Origin of the sequence: Actinomyces denticolens (assembly GCF_002072185.1) — a bacterium.
GTDB classification, from domain to species: domain Bacteria; phylum Actinomycetota; class Actinomycetes; order Actinomycetales; family Actinomycetaceae; genus Actinomyces; species Actinomyces denticolens.
Map to the genome: position 1 here is coordinate 1 of NZ_MVIW01000028.1, position 17,564 is coordinate 17,564.

Genomic DNA, 17,564 nt, shown 5'->3' on the forward strand with positions numbered 1-17,564 from the left:
CCCGCCCCGAGCGCTGAGCCCACGGCCCCCGCCCCGAGCGCCGGGCCCACCGCTCCGGCGCCGAGCGCCGACCCCGAGCCCGCCCCCACGGCGGAGCCGAGCACGGCCCCGACCACGCAGCCCGTGCCCCCAGTGCCGAGCGCTGAGCCCACGGCCCCCGGCCCCCTCCCGGAGGTCCCTGCTCCCGAGGTCCCGCCTGCCCCGGCTCCCGAGGCCCCGGCCCCGCCGGCGCCCGCCCCCGAGGCGCCGCCGGCTCCGGAGCCCCCGGCCCCCGAGGCGCCGCTCGCGGATGCCGTGCCCACAGCCGGGGCGCCGGCCGTCCCCGGCGCCATCCCGGAGGCGCCCGCGGCCGATCCTGCGGCCCCCGCGGCACCGCCCACCATCATCGCCACCCTGCCCGCCGTGCCCGAGGAGGAGCCCGCCCCGGCGCAGCCCGAGGCCTCGCCGAACGCGGACCCGAGCGCGAGCCCGTCCGCTCAGCCCACCGAGCCCAAGCCCTCGGACCCGCCCCGCAGCCCCGTGGCCGACGGCAGCCAGTTGACCGCCGACAACGCCGGCTCCCTGTCCGGCGGGCGCCAGGGCGACCGGGTCAGCCTCGTCCTGCCGAAGGACAAGGCGAAGGAGGGCGACTGGGTCGCGGTCTTCCTCTACCCGGGCGGCGAGAGCGCCGGGTGGGTCCAGGTCGATCACTCCAACTCCGTCCAGGTCGACATCTCCAACATCGACGCCGGATCCCATAAGCTCGCGATCGCGGGCCGCGATTCCCAGCTCCTGGGATGGGTGCAGCTGGAGATCGCCCGCACGGACACGGTCAACACCGACCTCATGGACAAGGCGAACAGCGCGCCAGTAAAGGAGGCCGTCCTCGGCGGCGACGACTGGATGCTCATCAGCGCCGCCGGGATCCTCACCGCGGGCGCGGCCGCCTACATGTTCCTGGCCCGTCCGCGCGCGAGGCGCCCAGTCCAGTGAGCACTGGGCGAATGGGAAGGCTTCGCCGGGGGAGCGCCGTCGCACTGGCGGCGATGCTCTCGCTGGGCGCTGCCACGGGCATCGGCGCCACGACGACCCCGCCGGCGGCCGCCGAGGACTCCGTCGACGGGGAGTCCACCACGGGCACGGCCTCGACCGTCAGCCCCTCGACGATCGCCTCGGGCGGTTCGCTGAGCTACACCCTCTCCGGCTTCCCGCCCGGGGCCGCCGTGCAAGTCCTCATCGACGACGGCGCCGTCGGGCCCGAGCAGAGCCCCGCCGGCGGTACCGCCTCGCCGTCGGGAGGCGCGGTCGCGCAGTTCACCGTGCAGGCCGACGGAACCTACTCCGGCGCCTTCGAGCTCCCCGGCTACGTCCCGTCGGGCACCCACTGGCTGCGATTCCGCGTCACCGGGGGCCCTGATGTGCCGACTTCCACGGTGCGCACCGCCGACTACACCAACAAGAGCCCGTTCTTCACCGTCGGCGCCGTCACCGTGATCGGCGGTGAGGCCCCCACCGCGCCAGTCGCGACCGCCTCACCGGGTGCGTCCAACGGCCCCGGGGCCACGAGTGGTGCCACCGGGGCTCCCGAGACGACCGGGCCGGCGATCGCCGAGGCGAGCAGTGACCCCGGCGGCTCCAACGATACCGCCCCCGTGGAGGTCAAGGACGATTCCTTCCCCGTGGTGGGTGCGTGCGTCCTCGGCCTGTCCGTCCTCCTGGTCATCCTGGCCGCGACCGTGGGCACGAATCGCTGGATCCTGGCCAGGCAGCGTCGCCGCAACGACTCGGTGACCCCTGAGTACTGACGGCCCGGTGGCTGGGTAGTCTTGCCCCCGGCGCCCGCCCGTCTCGCGGTGCGCCCCGACGGGCACCGGTCTCAGTGCCCCGAATGGGAAGGAATCCGGCTCCATGCTGCGAACCCACACCGCGGGCTCATTGCGCGCCTCCGACATCGGCACCACCGTCACCCTCACCGGGTGGGTGGACCGCCGCCGGGACCACGGGGGCGTCGCCTTCATCGACCTGCGCGACGCCTCGGGCATCGCCCAGGTCGTCATCCGCGAGGAGATCGCCCACGGCCTGCGCGCCGAGTACGTCCTGGCCGTCACCGGGCGGGTGAGCGCCCGCCCCGAGGGCAACGCCAACCCCAACCTGCCCACAGGTGAGATCGAGGTCGTCGTCTCCGACGTCGAGGTCCTCAACGCCGCCGCGCCCCTGCCCTTCCAGGTCTCCGACCACGCCGAGGATGCCGGTCAGGTCGGTGAGGAGGCTCGCCTGAAGTACCGCTACCTCGATCTGCGCCGCACGCCCATGCAGCGCGCCATCCGCCTGCGCGCCAAGGTCTCGGCGGCCGCGCGCCGTGTCCTGGACTCCCACGACTTCGTCGAGATCGAGACCCCCACCCTCACCCGCTCCACCCCTGAGGGCGCGCGCGACTTCCTCGTCCCGGCCCGCCTGGCCCCCGGTTCCTGGTACGCCCTGCCGCAGTCCCCCCAGCTTTTCAAGCAGTTGCTCATGGTGGCCGGCATGGAGCGCTACTACCAGATCGCCCGCTGCTACCGCGACGAGGACTTCCGGGCGGACCGCCAGCCGGAGTTCACCCAGCTCGACGTCGAGATGAGCTTCGTGACCCAGGAGGACATCATCGCGGTCGCCGAGGAGGTCCTGCGGGAGGTCTGGGCCCTCATCGGTCACGACCTGGACACCCCCATCCCGCACATGACCTACGCCGACGCGATGGAGAGGTACGGCACCGACAAGCCCGACCTCCGCTTCGGCTGCGAGCTGGTCGACCTCACCGAGTACTTCAAGGGCACGACCTTCCGCGTGTTCCAGAACCCCTACGTGGGCGCCGTCGTCATGCCCGGGGGCGCCTCCCAGTCGCGTCGCACCTTCGACGCCTGGCAGGACTGGGCCAAGCAGCGCGGTGCCAAGGGCCTGGCCTACGTCACCGTGGGCGAGGACGGCGAGCTCGGCGGGCCCGTCGCCAAGAACATCACCGACGCCGAGCGCTCCGGCCTCGCCCGGGCCGCCGGCGCCGCCCCAGGCGACTGCATCTTCTTCGCCGCCGGCCCCGTCGACTCCTCGCGTGCGCTCCTGGGGGCCGCCCGCCTCGAGATCGGCAAGCGCTGCGGGCTCATCGATTCCGACGCCTGGTCCTTCGTGTGGGTCGTCGACGCCCCGCTGTTCAAGCCGAGCGCCGAGGCCCGCGCCGAGGGCGATGTCGCGCTGGGCGCCTCGGCCTGGACCGCCGTTCACCACGCCTTCACCTCGCCCAAGCCCGAGTGCCTCGACACCTTCGACACCGACCCGGGCAGCGCCCTGGCCTACGCCTACGACATCGTGTGCAACGGCAACGAGATCGGCGGCGGGTCCATCCGTATCCACCGCCCCGACGTTCAGGAGCGGGTCTTCAAGGTCATGGGGATCTCCGAGGCCGAGGCCCATGAGAAGTTCGGCTTCCTCCTGGACGCCTTCAAGTTCGGCGCCCCGCCGCACGGCGGCATCGCCTTCGGCTGGGACCGCATCGTCTCCCTGCTCACCAAGGCCGAGTCGATCCGTGACGTCATCGCCTTCCCGAAGTCCGGCGGCGGTTACGACCCCCTGACGGAGGCCCCCGCGCCCATCACTGCGGAGCAGCGCGAGGAGGCGGGCGTCGACGCCGTCCCCGAGGACAGGGCCTGACGGGGATTTCCCCCCGCGAGCAGCGCTCTGGCGGGCGGCGCGAGGGGCGCCGCCCGCCAGAGTCGTGCGTAGAGTCGTGCGTGATGAGCGCGGGACCGCCCTCAGGCGGCGTGGGCGCAGGTGGGGCAGGAGCAGTCCTCGCAGTTGCACGAGGAGCAGGCGTCCGAGCAGTGCTCGCACTGGCAGGTGTTGTGGTTGCAGGTGGGGCAGGAGCAGTCCTCGCACTCGCACACGGCGCAGGCGTCCGAGCAGTGCTCGCACTGGCAGGTGACGCACTCGTCGTAGTGGCCGGAGTCCTCGCGGTGGGCGTGGCCGTCGTGGATGTAGTCGACGTGGTCGCCATGGATGACGGCGAGGTGGCCGCAGTCGGGGCCGTGAGTGTGGGCGTGGGCCTCGGCCGGGCGGTGCTCAATGGTGGCAGTCATGGTCATGCTCCTTGGTGTGCTTGATGGCGTCGAGAACGATGTGGGCGACGTGCTCATCGATGATCGAGTAGCTCTGCCGCCTGCCGTCGCGCCGCGCCTCGACGAGATGCGCATCGCGAAGGACTCGCAGGTGGTGGGAGACGAGGGGCTGTGAGACGTCGGTGAGCTCGACGAGCTCGGTGACGTCCGCGCTGCCCCGGGTCAGGCGGTGGATGATCGTGGCCCGCACGGGATTGGCCAGCGCCTTGAACAGGCGGATGACCGCTGAGTCCTCGTCGAGTGCCACAACCTGCTGCATGAGAGGAACTTTATATCAACGAACGCGCATATGCAATTCGATTCATGTGACACGCCGTCAGCTCCGCCCCGCCCGGATCCGCCCCGGAGCGGGCGGGGGAGGAGCACAATGGTCACCATGTCGCGCTACATCGAGTTGCACCCGGTCAACCCCCAGGCCCGTCTCGTCATGAAGGTCGTCGAGCGGCTCCGCTCCGGCGCCCTCGTCGCCTATCCGACCGACTCCGGCTACGCCCTGGCCTGCGCGCCCGGCAACAAGGAGGGCCTGGATCGGATCCGCGTCATTCGCCAGCTCGACGACAAGCACAACTTCACCTTCGTCTGCGCCGACTTCGCCCAGGTCGGGCCCCTGGCGATCGTCGGCAACAACGCCTTCCGCCTCATCAAGCGCCTCACCCCGGGGCCTTGGACCTTCATCCTCAAGGGCACCAAGGAGGTGCCCCGGATGACCATCAACGCCAAGAAGCACACCCTGGGCGTGCGAATCCCCGACCACCCCGTCGCGCAGGCGCTCGTCGCCGAGTTCGGGGCGCCGATCCTCTCATCCACCCTCATCCGCCCGGGCAGCGCGGTTCCCGAGTCGCGCGGCTGGGAGATCGAGGACGACCTCGGGCACCTCATCGACGTCGTCATCGAGGGCGAGGTCGCCTCGATCGAGCCGACGACGGTCGTGGACCTCACCTCGGATGTCCCCGAGGTCGTCCGGCAGGGCTCAGGAGACCCCGACCTCATCTGACAGGGGTCCCGGCCCACTATCCGCACCGTCTGTGCTGACTGCGCCGTCCTCGCCCTGCTCGGTCGGGGCCCCGGCGGGGGATCGCGGTGAGGGGGTCTCCTCAGCGCCGCCGTCGGCATCGGATGTCCCGGCGCCCTCGGAGGCCCCTGCGTCCCCGCCCGCGCCGATTCCCGCCCAGCGTCGCAGGAATCGCGGCGCCCACCAGGCGCGGGAGCCCAGCAGGCCCATCGCGGCGGGGAACAGGAGCAGGCGCACGATCACCGCATCGATGACGACCATGAGCGCCAGGATGACGCTCACCTCCTTGATGACGATGAGCCTGCCAGTGGCGAAGCCGGCGAGGATCACGAGGAGGACCGCGCCGGCCGCGGTGAGGACCCGCCCGGTGCCCTGGAGCCCGGCCGCCACGGCCGCCTCGATGCCGTCGCCCTGCAACCTGCGCTCCCTCATGCGCGTCAGGACGATGATCTCCCGGCTCATGGCGAGCCCGACGCCCAGGACCATCGCCGTCGCCACGGCGTAGCCCTCCAGGCCGCCGATCGGTGCGACGCCGATGGCGCCGGCCGCGTACCCGTCCTGGAACAGGAGGGTCGCCGCGCCCAGGGAGGCGGCCAGGGACAGGGATGTCGTCAGGAGCGCCAGCAGCGGGAGGATCAACGATCCCGTCACGGTGAGTACGAGGACGAGGGCCGCCCCCATGCCCACGATGATCATGCCGGGCAGCGCGCCCACGAGGGCCGAGCGGAAGTCCAGCTGGGTCGCCGCCTGGCCGGTCACCCACGTATCCGCCGGAGGGTCGAGCGCGCGGATCGCGGCGACGGCCCTCTCAGCAGAGACCGACGACGCCGTTCCCTCCAGATTGAGGTACGCCACCGTGTACTGGCCCGCCGGTTGCGGCGGCGTCACACTGGAGACGCCCGGGGCCCCGGCGACGCGATCATTGATGAAGGACGTCGCGGAATCGCCGGTGGCCTGGATGATGATCACCGCGTCGGCGGCGGCGAGGTTCGGGTACTGCTCCTTCAGGATGCGCTGGTACACGCGCTGATCGGCATCCGGGGGGAGGAGATCGCGCTCGGAGACCAGCAGGTGCAGATGCGCCAGCGGCCAAGCGAGCAGGGCCAGGAGCGCCACGCAGGCCGCAAGGACCGGCCAGGGGCGCCACTGGGCCCAGCGGGCGAGCGCCGCGAACGCGCCCTGATCCCGGGATGAGCCGTCGACCGGGTGGACGAGGGCCCGCAGGACCGGCACCCGGCCGAGCAGCGGGGGCCTGGCCATGAAGCCATGGAGCAGGACGAGCGTCGCGGGAACGAGCGTGATCGCCGACAGCGCGGCGAGCGCCACCACGATCGCCCCCGCGATCGCCGTCACCCTCAGGGAGGGCGTGCCGACCGCCACCAGCGCCGCCAGCGGCAGTGCCACCGCGGCGGTGGACAGGAGCACTGTGCGCCCCGCCGTGAGCATCGTGCGGTCCATGGCCTCGGCGATGAGCGGATCACGGCGACCGGTGCGGCGTCTCCTGCCGTGACTGGCGGGGGACGCGGCCGCCCGCGGATCCGCGCGTCCCAGGCCGAGCTCCTCGCGGAAGCGGATGGTCATGAGCAGGGCGTCGTTGATCGACAGGCCCAGGCCGATCATCGCGACGACGGCGACCTCCAGGCCCTGCGGATCCACGACGAGGCTCGTCAGCCAGAGCACGCCCAGGCTCGAGATGATCGAGGCCAGGCCGCCGAGCAGCGGCATCCCCGCCACGAGGAGGCCCCCGAAGACCAGGACCATGATGAGGAGGGCCGCGGGCAGGGCGAGCGCCTCGCCGCGCGCGAGATCAGCCCCGGCCCGATCATTGATGGAGACGGACACGAGGTCGTCGGTGCTCACGATGCCGCTGGCGCCCGGGGCGATCGGGCGCAGGTCGTCGGGCACGCGGGACAGGCGGTCCGTGACCCGCTGGACGTCGCGCTGGAGCTGGCGGGCGTAGGCGGAGTCGTCGGGCGAGGCGACCGCGCGGCCATTGGGATTGACGGTCACGGTGAGGAGGAAGCCGCTGCGGTCCTGGGCGATGAGCGCCTTGACGTTCTCGTTGTTCGTGGGCAGGAACGGATCGAACACGTTGACCTCGCCGACGAGGTCGTAGAGATCGGCGTGCACCGGGGCCAGCGCCGAGGACACCGATTCGAACTGCGTGTCCAGATCGAGGCCGGTCACCTGGAGGGTCACCACCTTGCCATCGCCCTGGAGGGCGGAGTAGATGGCCTCGCCGCGAGCGCTCTGGGAGTCGTCGACGGCGGTCTTGGCGGAGCCGAGGCGGTCGAAGAGCCCATCGATGCCCACACCGCCGAGCGCGGGGGCGAGCAGCACGAAGGCGATGACGGCCCAGGTTCCGACGACGAACCAGGCGTCCTTGACGATGCGGCGGGCGAGCCAGGAGAGCATGGCGGCATTGTTCCACTGCTGGAACCGCCGCGCGGGCCCGGTGGCGGGTGCCGGGATGAGGATAGGGTCACCCCGTGGACCTGTTCGACGCAGCCGGCACCGATGAGGCGGGCCTGCCCGATGACGCGCGCGCGCCGCTCGCCGTGCGCATGAGGCCGCGCGATCTCGGGGAGGTCCTGGGGCAGGGGCACCTGCTCGGCCCCGGCTCCCCACTGCGCCGGCTCGTGGAGCCGGCGGGCGGCCCGGGCGGCGCGGGGGTGTCCAGCGTCATCCTCTGGGGGCCCCCGGGGACGGGCAAGACCACACTGGCCTACCTCGTGGCGCGCGGCTCGGGCCGGCGCTTCGTCGAGCTGTCCGCGGTCACCGCCGGGGTCAAGGACGTGCGCGCCGTCGTCGCCGACGCCAGGAGGCGCCTGACGGCCTCGGGGGAGGAGACGGTCCTCTTCATCGACGAGGTCCACCGCTTCTCCAAGTCCCAGCAGGACGCCCTGCTGCCCAGTGTGGAGAACCGGTGGGTCACCCTCGTCGCCGCCACCACCGAGAACCCCTCGTTCTCCGTGGTCTCGCCGCTGCTTTCCCGCTCGCTGCTGCTGACCCTCCACCCGCTCGGGCCCGACGACATCCGCGCGCTGGTGTCCAGGGCCGTCACCGATGAGAGGGGGCTCGCGGGCGCGGTCTCGCTCGACGACGACGCCCGGGAGCAGATCGTGCGCATGGCCGGCTCGGACGCGCGCAAGTCGCTCACCATCCTCGAGGCCGCCGCCGGGGCCGTCCTCGCGGCGGGGCCGCCCGGCGCCGGCGGCGAGGAGAGCGCTCCACCGGTGGTCGGGCTGGCCGACGTCGAGCGGGCCGCCGACATCGCGGCCGTGCGCTACGACCGCGCCGGAGACCAGCACTACGACGTCACCAGCGCCTTCATCAAGTCCATGCGCGGGTCGGATCCCGACGCCACCCTGCACTACCTGGCCCGCATGATCGCGGCGGGCGAGGACCCGCGCTTCATCGCGCGGCGCATCACCATCCATGCTGCGGAGGACGTGGGCCTGGCGGACCCCGGCGTCCTGGCCACCGCGGCGGCGGCGCAGCAGGCGGTCGCCATGATCGGGATGCCCGAGGCCCGCATCATCCTCGCCGAGGCGGCCCTGGCCGTGGCCACGGCCCCGAAGTCCAACGCGGTCATCACCGCCATCGACTCCGCCATCGCGGACGTGCGCCAGGGCAGGGGCGGCGCCGTCCCCTCCCATCTGCGCGACGCGCACTACGCGGGCGCCTCCGGGCTCGGCCACGGCGAGGGCTACCGCTACCCCCACGACTACCCGCACGGCGTCGTCGCCCAGGACTACCTGCCCGAGGACCTGGCCGGAGCCTCCTACTACCGGCCCACCGGCCACGGCTTCGAGTCCGAGATCGCCCGGCGCCTGGAGTCGATCCGGACCCTCACGCGCGGTGGGCGGCCATGAGCCCGGGCAGATCGGCGCTGGCCGCATCGGTCGGGCTCGGCGCGGGGGTGCTCTCGGGCATGTTCGGCGTCGGGGGCGGCATCATCCTGGTTCCCGCGCTGGTGGCGATCCTCGGCATGGATCAGCGCAACGCCGCGGCGACGTCCCTCATGGCGATCATCCCGACCTCCATCGCGGGGGCCGCCACGTACTCGCTGCGGGGCGACGTCTCGGTCATCGGGGCGGTGATCATCGTCGTCGGCTCACTCGTGGGGGCGCAGGTCGGCAGCAGGCTGCTCGCGGTGCTCCCCGCCCGGGCGCTGCCATGGGTGTTCGTGGCCTTCGCCGGCTTCGTCCTGCTGATGGAGCGCCTTCACGAGCCCACGCGCGACGCGGGCCTGGACATCGATCCGCTCACGATCGCCCACAGCCCGGGCAGGGTCGCGGTGCTGGCGGGGATCGGGCTCGTCGCGGGAATCCTCGCCGGCCTGGTCGGCGTCGGCGGGGGAGTGGTGGTCGTGCCGGGCCTCGAGATCGCCGCGGGCGCCGGGGATCTCCTCGCCAGGGGCACCTCGCTGCTCGCCATGGTGCCCACCGCGATCTCCGGCACCGCCGCCAACCGCCGCCGGAGACTGGGCGATCCGCGCACCGGGGCGGTGGTCGGGCTCGCCTCCGTCCTCGGATCGCCCGCGGGGGCGTGGATCGCGCGCGCCCTGAGCCCGCGGGCCGCGTCCTGGCTCTTCTCCGCCTTCATCGTCGTGGCCGTCGTCTCCGTGCTGCGCAAGGCGGCGAAACGCTGAGGATCCGCTCACACCGGCCCCGCCGGCGAGGCCCCCGGGGCGGTACTGCGCTACAGTACCGGGGCCGCCCCGCAACGGGCTCTGGGATCATCCGGTCCTCCGAGCTCCGCGGAGCACCTGGGGTCCCGGCCCGATCATCCGATCAGAGGCTGACCCCGCGCCGCGGGCGCCCGCCCGCGGCGTGCGATCACTCCGACAGGAAGACGACAACCCATGAGCTCCTCGCGCTCCCGCCGCCAGGTGCGCCTCTCGCGCGCCCTCGGCATCCCGCTGACCCCCAAGGCCGTCCGCTACTTCGAGAAGCGCCCCTACGGCCCCGGCGAGCACGGACGCGCCCGTCGCCGCACCGAGTCCGACTACGCCGTCCGCCTCAAGGAGAAGCAGCGCCTGCGCGCCCAGTACGGCATCCGGGAGGCCCAGCTCCAGCGGGTCTTCGAAGAGGCCCGCCGTGAGAAGGGCCTGACCGGTGAGTCGCTCGTCGAGCTGCTCGAGATGCGCCTGGACGCCCTCGTCCTGCGCTCCGGCATCGCCCGCACGATCGCCCAGGCCCGCCAGGCCGTCGTGCACCGCCACATCGTCGTCGACGGCCAGGTCGTCGACCGCCCCTCCTACCGCGTGCGCCCCGGCCAGACGATCCAGGTCCGCAGCCGCTCCCAGGTCATGGTGCCCTTCCAGGCCGCCGCCGCCGGCGTCCACCGCGACGTCCTCCCGGCCGTCCCCGACTACCTCAAGGTGGACCTCGAGAAGCTCTCCGCCACCCTGGTGCGCCGTCCCAAGCGCGACGAGGTCCCGGTGACCTGCGACGTGCAGATGGTCGTCGAGTACTACTCCCGCTGAGCCGATCGGGCCCGCGGGCCCTCCCAGTGCGGGATGCCCCGCGCCGGAGATACCGGTGCGGGGCATCCCCCGTTCCAGGGGTAGGCTCCCCCTGGGCCGACCGGTCGCGACCACACCTCGGCCACTGCGCCCACGCGCTGGTCGGGCCGGAACCAACCACGTCCCCGCTCCACCCGGACGCGGGGCACCGACCACCCCCGAGCACGAGGACCCCCATGCGCACCTCCGAGATCCGCTCCCGCTGGCTCGACTTCTTCGCCTCCAAGGATCACGAGATCCGGCCATCGGTGCCCCTCATCTCGCCCGACCCGTCCATCCTGTTCACCGTGGCGGGCATGGTCCCCTTCATCCCCTACATCCTGGGCACCGAGCCCGCCCCCTGGCCGCGCGCCGCCAGCGTGCAGAAGTGCATTCGCACCAACGACATCGACAATGTCGGCCGCACCACCCGTCACGGCACGTTCTTCCAGATGAACGGCAACTTCTCCTTCGGCGACTACTTCAAGGAGGGGGCGATCCAGTACGCCTGGGAGCTGCTGACCACTCCCACGGGCGCCGGCGGCTACGGCCTGGATGGCGACCGTCTGTGGATGACCATCTGGGAGAAGGACGAGGTCTCCTGGGACTACCTCACCAAGACCATCGGCGTGGACCCCCTCCACGTCCAGAAGCTCCCCTTCGCGGAGATCTCCTGGTCCACCGGTCAGCCCGGCCCCGCCGGCGCCTGCTGCGAGATCCACTACGACCGCGGCCCCGCCTACGGCCCCGACGGGGGCCCCGAGGCGGACACCGCCGGCGACCGCTTCCTGGAGATCTGGAACCTCGTCTTCGACGAGTTCGTGCGCGGCGAGGGCGAGGGCCATGACTTCGAGCTCATCGGCAAGCTCGACTCGACCGCCATCGACACCGGCGCCGGCCTGGAGCGCATCGCCTTCCTCCTCCAGGACAAGCCCAACATGTACGAGATCGACGAGGTCTACCCCGTCATCGCCGCCGCCGAGGCCATGAGCGGGCGCGCCTACGGCCTGGGCGCCGCGGGCCCCTCCGCCGGCGCCGCCTACATGGACGACGTGCGCATGCGCGTCGTGGCCGATCACGTCCGCAGCGCCCTCATGCTCATCGGCGATGGCGTGCGCCCCGGCAATGACGGCCGCGGCTACGTCCTGCGCCGCCTCATCCGCCGCGCCGTGCGCTCCATGCGCCTGCTCGGCGTCGACGAGGCCTCACTGCCCACCCTCCTGACGGCCTCCAAGGACGTCATGAAGCTGTCCTACCCCGAGCTCGAGGAGCGCTGGGGGACCATCTCGGAGGTCGCCTACGGCGAGGAGGAGGCCTTCCGCCGCACCCTCAGCGCCGGGACCACCATCCTGGACACCGCCGTCGGGCGGGCCCGCGAGCGATCCGAAAGCGCCGGGGCGCGCCCCCTGGTGAGCGGGCAGGACGCCTTCGAGCTGCACGACACCTACGGCTTCCCCATCGACCTCACCCTGGAGATGGCGGCCGAGCAGGGCGTTGACGTCGACGAGGCCGCCTTCCGCTCCCTCATGGACGAGCAGAAGGAGCGCGCCCGCGCCGACGCCCGCGCCAAGAAGACGGGCCACATCGACGTCCGCCTCTTCCAGGACATCGAGCGCTCCATGGGCGGCGGGTCGGAGTTCCTCGGCTATACCGAGTCGGCCGCCGAGGCCACCGTCACGGGGCTCCTGGTCGACGGCCGGCCCGAACCAGTGGCCACGGCGCCCGCGCAGGTCGAGATCATCCTGGACCGCACCCCCTTCTACGCCGAGATGGGCGGTCAGCTCGCCGACCACGGCGTCATCCGCATGGTCGGCGGCGGCATCGTCGAGGTCGGCGATGTCCAGGCGCCCATCCGCGGCCTGTCCGTCCACCGGGGCACCCTCACCGAGGGCACCATCGCCGTGGGGGAGGGCGCCTACGCCGAGATCGACACCGCGCGCCGCCTGGCCATCGCCCGCGCCCACACCTCCACCCACATGGTTTACGCCGGCCTGCGCCGCACCGTCGCCCCCGACTCCGAGCAGGCCGGATCGGAGAACTCGCCCTCCCGCCTGCGCTTCGACTTCTCCCACAACACGGCACTGACGACCGGGCAGGTCAATGACATCGAGGCCCTCGTCAACGAGAAGCTCGCCGAGGATCTCCAGGTCCGCACCGAGACCATGAGCCTTGAGGACGCGAAGGCATCCGGCGCCATCGCCCTGTTCGGGGAGAAGTACGGCACCGAGGTCCGGGTGGTCACCATCGGCGACGACTTCGACCGCGAGCTGTGCGGTGGCACCCACGTGCCCTCCACCGGGCACATCGGCCGCATCGCCATCCTGGGGGAGTCCTCCATCGGCTCGGGCGTGCGGCGCATCGACGCCCTCGTGGGGGACGGCGCCTACGGCTTCCAGGCCAAGGAGCACGCCCTGGTCTCGCAGTTGTCCACCATGATCGGCGGGCGGCCCGAGGAGCTGCCCGAGCGCGTCGAGTCCCTCATGGGCCGCCTCAAGGACGCCGAGAAGCGACTGGCCGCCGCCGAGCAGGCCGCCATGGCGGCCCGCGCCGCCGAGGTGATCAACGGCGCGCGGCGCGTGGGCGCCTACCGCCTGGCCGCCGCCGACCTCGGCGCCGTGCCCAGCGCGGACCTCCTGCGCTCCCTCGTCCTCGACGCGCGCGAGCGCCTGGGCGAGGCGGAGCCGACGGTGGTCGTGGCCGCCGGGGCGTCGGGCGAGCGGCCCGTCATCGTCGTGGCCACCAACGCCGCCGCCCGCGATGCGGGCGCCCGAGCGGGCGACCTCGTCAAGGCCGCGGCCAAGGCCCTCGGCGGAGGCGGCGGCGGCAAGCCGGACCTCGCCCAGGGCGGTGGCCAGAACCCCGCCGCCATCCCCGAGGCGCTGGACGCCATCACCCGGGCCCTGGGCGCCTGAGCCCCGGGGGAGCCATGCGCAGCGGTGTCCGCCTCGCCTTCGACGTCGGCAGGGCCAGGATCGGGGTCGCCAGGTGCGACGCCGAGGCGATCCTGGCCGTGCCGGTCGTCACGCTGACGCGGGATCGTTACGGAGGCGACATCGACGAGGCGGCCGATCTGGTCGCCGAACACGGGGCTGTTGAGGCTATTGTGGGACTGCCCGTCTCCCTGGGGGGCAAACGGACCCCGTCCACGCGTGATGCGAGGGACTGGGCGCGTGCTCTCGCGCAGGCCATCTTCCCTGTGGTGGTCAGGCTCGTCGACGAGCGGCTCTCCACGGTGTCGGCGCATCAGGCGCTCCACGCCAGTGGACGCCATGAGAAGGACTTCCGGGGCGTCGTCGACCAGGCCGCCGCCGTGGTCATTCTCAACCAGGCCCTCGAGGCCGAGCGTTCCACGGGCTCGCCGATCGGCGAGCCCGTCACCCCGACCAGGAGAGACTCGCGATGAGCCAGGACGACCTCTTCGAGCAGATCGGCATCACCTCCGATGACCCGCTGCCGGCCGAGCCGCCGTCCCGCCGCAGCAAGGCCCGTCGCGAGAAGGCGCGCAAGAAGCGCCGCTTCCGCCGCCACGTGCTCACCGTGGTGATCCTCAGCATCGTCGTGGCCGGCGCGGGCGCCGGTCTCTACTGGGGCTACGGCGTGCTGCACGGCGTTCACGAGCAGCAGGCCGCTGCGAGCGACTACCCGGGTGAGGGCGAGGGCTCGGTGATCGTGGAGATACCCCAGGGCGCCACCGGCCAGATCATCGCCGACCTGCTCTACAAGAACGACGTCGTCGCGTCCCCGAAGGCCTTCATCGACGCCTTCAAGGCCAACGCGGACTCCGGCAATATCCAGCCCGGCACCTACACGCTCAAGCAGAGGATGTCCGGCGCCTCCGCCGTCGCCGCCCTGCTCGACCCGGCCTCGCGCGCCGACCACTCCCTGACCATCCCCGAGGGATTCACCAAGGACCAGGTCAAGGAGAAGATCATGAACGTCATGCAGGTCAGCGCGGAGGACGTCGACGCCGCCTACAAGGACCTCAAGGGCATCGGCCTGCCCGAGGCCGCGAAGGGGGACGTCGAGGGCTGGCTCGCCCCGGGAACGTACGACCTCAAGGAGGGCGAGACCGTCACGCAGGTCGTCGCCAGAATGGTCAGCGCCACGACGGCCCGCCTGCAGAAGCTGGGCTTCGATCCCGCGGCGTACAAGGACGCCCTCATCAAGGCCTCCATCGTCGAGAGGGAGGCGGGCAGCCAGCAGAACTTCGGGAAGGTCGCCCGCGTCGTCGAGAACCGCCTGACGAAGGAGGATTCGGGGACCGGTGGCCGCCTCGAGATGGACTCCACCATCCTCTACGGGCTCGGGCGCACCGGCGGCGTGCCCTCCCAGGAGGAGGTCGCCGACGCCTCCAACCCGTACAACACCTACCGGAATGCGGGCCTGCCCCCCACACCGATCGGCAGCCCCGGCGAGGCCGCCCTCAAGGCCGTCGCCAACCCGGAGCCCGGCGACTGGCTCTACTTCGTCACCGTCGACCTCAACACGGGGGAGACGCTCTTCGCGACGACGAAGGAGGAGCAGGACGCCAACGCGAAGAAGCTCACGGCCTTCTGCCAGGCCCACCCGGATGTGTGCAACGGCAGCTCCGCCACCGCCGCCCCGACGCCTGCCGGCTGAGCCGGGGCCCCGGGCCGGGCACTGGGAGAGCACCAGGAGGGCAACCAACCGATGACACGCATCGACGTCCCCGCCGAGGCGGGAGCCGCGCCCACTCACCGCGCCGCGGTGATCGGCGACCCCGTCTCCCATTCCCTGTCGCCCCTGCTCCACCGCGCCGCCTATGCGGGCCTCGGCCTGTCGGGCTGGTCCTATGAGGCCCTCCGGATCGCACCCGAGGAGCTGGCCGACCTCGTCGGGGCGCTGCGCGCCGCCGCGGACGACGCCCCCGCCTGGGTGGGCCTGTCGGTCACCATGCCGCACAAGCAGGCGATCGTGCCGATGCTCGACGTCATCGACCCCCTCGCCCAGGCCGTCGGGGTGGTCAACACCGTCGTGGCCCAGCGCTCCGGCGCGGGCCCCGCGCTCCTGGCGGGCTTCAACACCGATGTCGCCGGCATCTCCGGCGCGTTGAGGGAGGCGCGCGACCTGCCCGGCGCCGCCGCGGCCGACGGCCCGGAGCTCCCGGCGCCCACCGCGCTCGTCCTCGGCTCCGGGGCCACCGCCTGCTCGGCGCTCGCCGCGCTGCCCGAGCTCGGCGCCCGCAGCATCACGGTGGCCGCCCGCCGCCACGCCGGCCCGGGCCGCGCGCTCGTCGCCGCCCACCGCATGGGCCTGGAGATCCAGGCGCTGACCTGGCGGCCCGGCGACCCCGCCTCCGACGCCGTCGTCGCCGAGGCCGCCGCCGGCACCGATCTCGTGGTATCCACCCTGCCCCGGGGCGCGGCCGACACCCTCGCGGAACCGCTCAGCCAGGCGCTCAACGCCCGCGGTGGCGCCCGGCGCGGGGCCGTGCTCCTCGACGTCGTCTACGACCCCTGGCCCACGAAACTGGCCGGCGCCTGGAGCGGTGCTGGAGGCGCGATTGCGCCGGGCTGGCTCATGCTCCTGCACCAGGCGGTGGCCCAGGTCCGCCTCATGACCGGCCGTGGCCCGGACACCGGTGCCATGCGCGGGGCCCTCCTGAGTGCGCTCGCCACTCGGTGAGAACACCCCGGGACCCGGCCCGCCCTGTGCGATGATCCACCCATGCTGCGATGGATGACGGCCGGCGAGTCCCACGGCGAGGCGCTCACCGCGCTCATGGAGGGCGCCCCCGCGGGCGTCGCCATCACCGGCGAGCGGATCGCCTCCGCCCTGGCCCGGCGCCGCCTCGGCCATGGCAGAGGCGCCCGGCAGCGCTTCGAGCGCGATGAACTGAGCATCCTCGGGGGCATCCGGCACGGCCTGACCATCGGCAGCCCGATCGCCCTGCGGATCGGCAACTCCGAGTGGCCCAAGTGGCGCACCGTCATGAGCGCCGACCCCGTCCCCGTCGAGGACCTGCTCATCGACGCCGGCACCGGCGACGAGCGCGAGATCGCCCGCAACCGCCCCCTCACCCGACCGCGCCCCGGGCACGCCGACCTCCCCGGCGCCCTCAAGTACGACCTCCCCGACGCCCGCCCGGTCCTGGAGCGGGCCTCGGCGCGGGAGACCGCCGCGCGAGTGGCGCTGGGCGCCGTCGCCGAGGCCATCCTCGAGCAGATCGCCGGCATCGGGCTCGTCAGCCACGTGGTGCGCATCGGGGAGATCCGCCTGCCGGTCGGCGCGCCCACCCCCACGCCCGAGGACGCCGAGCGCCTCGACGCCGACCCCGTGCGCTGCATCGACCCGGCCACGAGCGCCGCCATGGTCGAGCGCATCGACGCCGCGCGCAAGGACGGCGACACCCTCGGGGGAGTGGTCGAGGTCATCGCCACCGGTGTCCCCATCGGCCTGGGCACGCACACCGTCGCCCGCTCGCGCCTCGATGCCCGCCTCGCCGCCGAGCTCATGAGCATCCAGGCCGTCAAGGGCGTGGAGATCGGGGACGGCTTCGAAACCGCCGGACTGCCCGGCAGCCGGGCCCATGATGAGATCCTCGGCCTCGCCGACGGCGCCGTCACCCGCGCCTCCAACCGGGCCGGCGGCATCGAGGGGGGCATGAGCAACGGCTCCCCGATCCGGGTGCGCGCCGCATACAAGCCCATCTCCACCGTCCCCCGCGCCCTGCGCAGCGTGGACCTGGCCACCGGGGAGCCCGCCACTGGCCTCCACCAACGATCGGACACCACGGCCGTGGTGCCCGGGGCCGTCATCGCCCAGGCGGCCACTGCCCTCGTCCTCGCCCAGGCCCTCCTGGAGAAGACCGGAGGCGACTCGGTGGCCGAGTGCACCAGGAACCTGCGCGCCTACACCGAGCGCATCGCCGAGCGGACCCACTGGACCGCCTGAG

Annotated in this window: 14 protein-coding genes and 1 pseudogene; 12 read left to right on the forward strand and 3 right to left on the reverse strand. The window is 72.8% G+C overall.

Going from position 1 to position 17,564, the window contains the following annotated elements; all coding sequences use genetic code 11:
* The 3 genes and pseudogenes from B1H55_RS12885 to aspS all read left to right on the forward strand — a co-directional run.
* Window positions 1-972, forward strand: a pseudogene (locus B1H55_RS12885) (hypothetical protein); the annotation flags it as partial.
* Window positions 973-983: 11 nt separating this feature from the next.
* Window positions 984-1,784 (forward strand): hypothetical protein, encoded by an 801-nt coding sequence (locus B1H55_RS08770; RefSeq protein ID WP_174977475.1) that lies wholly within the window; start codon window positions 984-986, stop codon window positions 1,782-1,784.
* A 103-nt stretch (window positions 1,785-1,887) separates the two neighbouring features.
* A complete protein-coding gene (aspS, locus tag B1H55_RS08775; protein ID WP_077241053.1) occupies window positions 1,888-3,663 on the forward strand; it encodes an aspartate--tRNA ligase in 1,776 nt (591 codons plus the stop codon).
* A 101-nt stretch (window positions 3,664-3,764) separates the two neighbouring features.
* Here the strand turns inward: aspS and B1H55_RS08780 are convergent, their stop codons facing one another.
* Together B1H55_RS08780 and B1H55_RS08785 are read right to left on the reverse strand one after the other, a co-directional pair.
* On the reverse strand, window positions 3,765-4,088 hold the full coding sequence (locus B1H55_RS08780; RefSeq protein WP_073454254.1) for a hypothetical protein: 324 nt from the start codon (window positions 4,086-4,088) through the stop codon (window positions 3,765-3,767).
* Entirely contained in the window at window positions 4,072-4,386 is a 315-nt protein-coding gene (locus B1H55_RS08785; RefSeq protein ID WP_073454256.1) for an ArsR/SmtB family transcription factor, read from the reverse strand. The genes B1H55_RS08780 and B1H55_RS08785 overlap by 17 nt, the downstream gene beginning before the upstream one ends.
* A 117-nt stretch (window positions 4,387-4,503) precedes the next feature.
* Here B1H55_RS08785 and B1H55_RS08790 point away from each other — a divergent pair, with 117 nt between their 5' ends.
* Complete coding sequence (locus B1H55_RS08790) at window positions 4,504-5,121, forward strand: L-threonylcarbamoyladenylate synthase (protein ID WP_077241150.1); 618 nt, start codon at window positions 4,504-4,506, stop codon at window positions 5,119-5,121.
* On the opposite strand, the gene B1H55_RS08795 is transcribed toward B1H55_RS08790, so the two are convergent.
* Window positions 5,098-7,554, reverse strand: coding sequence for an MMPL family transporter (locus tag B1H55_RS08795; RefSeq protein WP_077241054.1), 2,457 nt, complete (start codon window positions 7,552-7,554; stop codon window positions 5,098-5,100). The genes B1H55_RS08790 and B1H55_RS08795 overlap by 24 nt on opposite strands.
* Before the next feature lie 74 nt (window positions 7,555-7,628).
* Here B1H55_RS08795 and B1H55_RS08800 point away from each other — a divergent pair, with 74 nt between their 5' ends.
* The 8 genes from B1H55_RS08800 (at window position 7,629) to aroC (ending at window position 17,563) form a co-directional block, all read left to right on the forward strand.
* Window positions 7,629-9,014 carry a replication-associated recombination protein A gene (locus B1H55_RS08800; RefSeq protein ID WP_077241055.1) on the forward strand — a complete coding sequence of 462 codons (1,386 nt, stop codon included), beginning with the start codon at window positions 7,629-7,631 and terminating at the stop codon, window positions 9,012-9,014.
* Window positions 9,011-9,793 carry a sulfite exporter TauE/SafE family protein gene (locus B1H55_RS08805; RefSeq protein ID WP_077241056.1) on the forward strand — a complete coding sequence of 261 codons (783 nt, stop codon included), beginning with the start codon at window positions 9,011-9,013 and terminating at the stop codon, window positions 9,791-9,793. Before B1H55_RS08800 ends, B1H55_RS08805 begins: the two co-directional genes overlap by 4 nt.
* Before the next feature lie 213 nt (window positions 9,794-10,006).
* Complete coding sequence (rpsD, locus tag B1H55_RS08810; protein ID WP_073454347.1) at window positions 10,007-10,630, forward strand: 30S ribosomal protein S4; 624 nt, start codon at window positions 10,007-10,009, stop codon at window positions 10,628-10,630.
* A 215-nt stretch (window positions 10,631-10,845) separates the two neighbouring features.
* Window positions 10,846-13,560, forward strand: a complete 2,715-nt coding sequence (alaS, locus tag B1H55_RS08815) for an alanine--tRNA ligase (RefSeq protein ID WP_077241057.1) — start codon at window positions 10,846-10,848, stop codon at window positions 13,558-13,560.
* 14 nt (window positions 13,561-13,574) lie between these two features.
* Window positions 13,575-14,051: a Holliday junction resolvase RuvX gene (gene ruvX, locus B1H55_RS08820; protein WP_077241058.1), complete on the forward strand. Its 477-nt coding sequence runs from the start codon at window positions 13,575-13,577 to the stop codon at window positions 14,049-14,051.
* The gene (mltG, locus tag B1H55_RS08825; protein WP_077241059.1) at window positions 14,048-15,268 is read left to right on the forward strand and encodes an endolytic transglycosylase MltG; all 1,221 of its coding nucleotides are present in this window, start codon (window positions 14,048-14,050) and stop codon (window positions 15,266-15,268) included. The genes ruvX and mltG overlap by 4 nt, the downstream gene beginning before the upstream one ends.
* A gap of 51 nt (window positions 15,269-15,319) precedes the next feature.
* On the forward strand, window positions 15,320-16,294 hold the full coding sequence (locus B1H55_RS08830) for a shikimate dehydrogenase (RefSeq protein ID WP_077241060.1): 975 nt from the start codon (window positions 15,320-15,322) through the stop codon (window positions 16,292-16,294).
* Between the two features lie 42 nt (window positions 16,295-16,336).
* The gene (aroC, locus tag B1H55_RS08835; protein WP_077241061.1) at window positions 16,337-17,563 is read left to right on the forward strand and encodes a chorismate synthase; all 1,227 of its coding nucleotides are present in this window, start codon (window positions 16,337-16,339) and stop codon (window positions 17,561-17,563) included.
* The last annotated feature ends 1 nt before the right edge of the window (window position 17,564 follow it).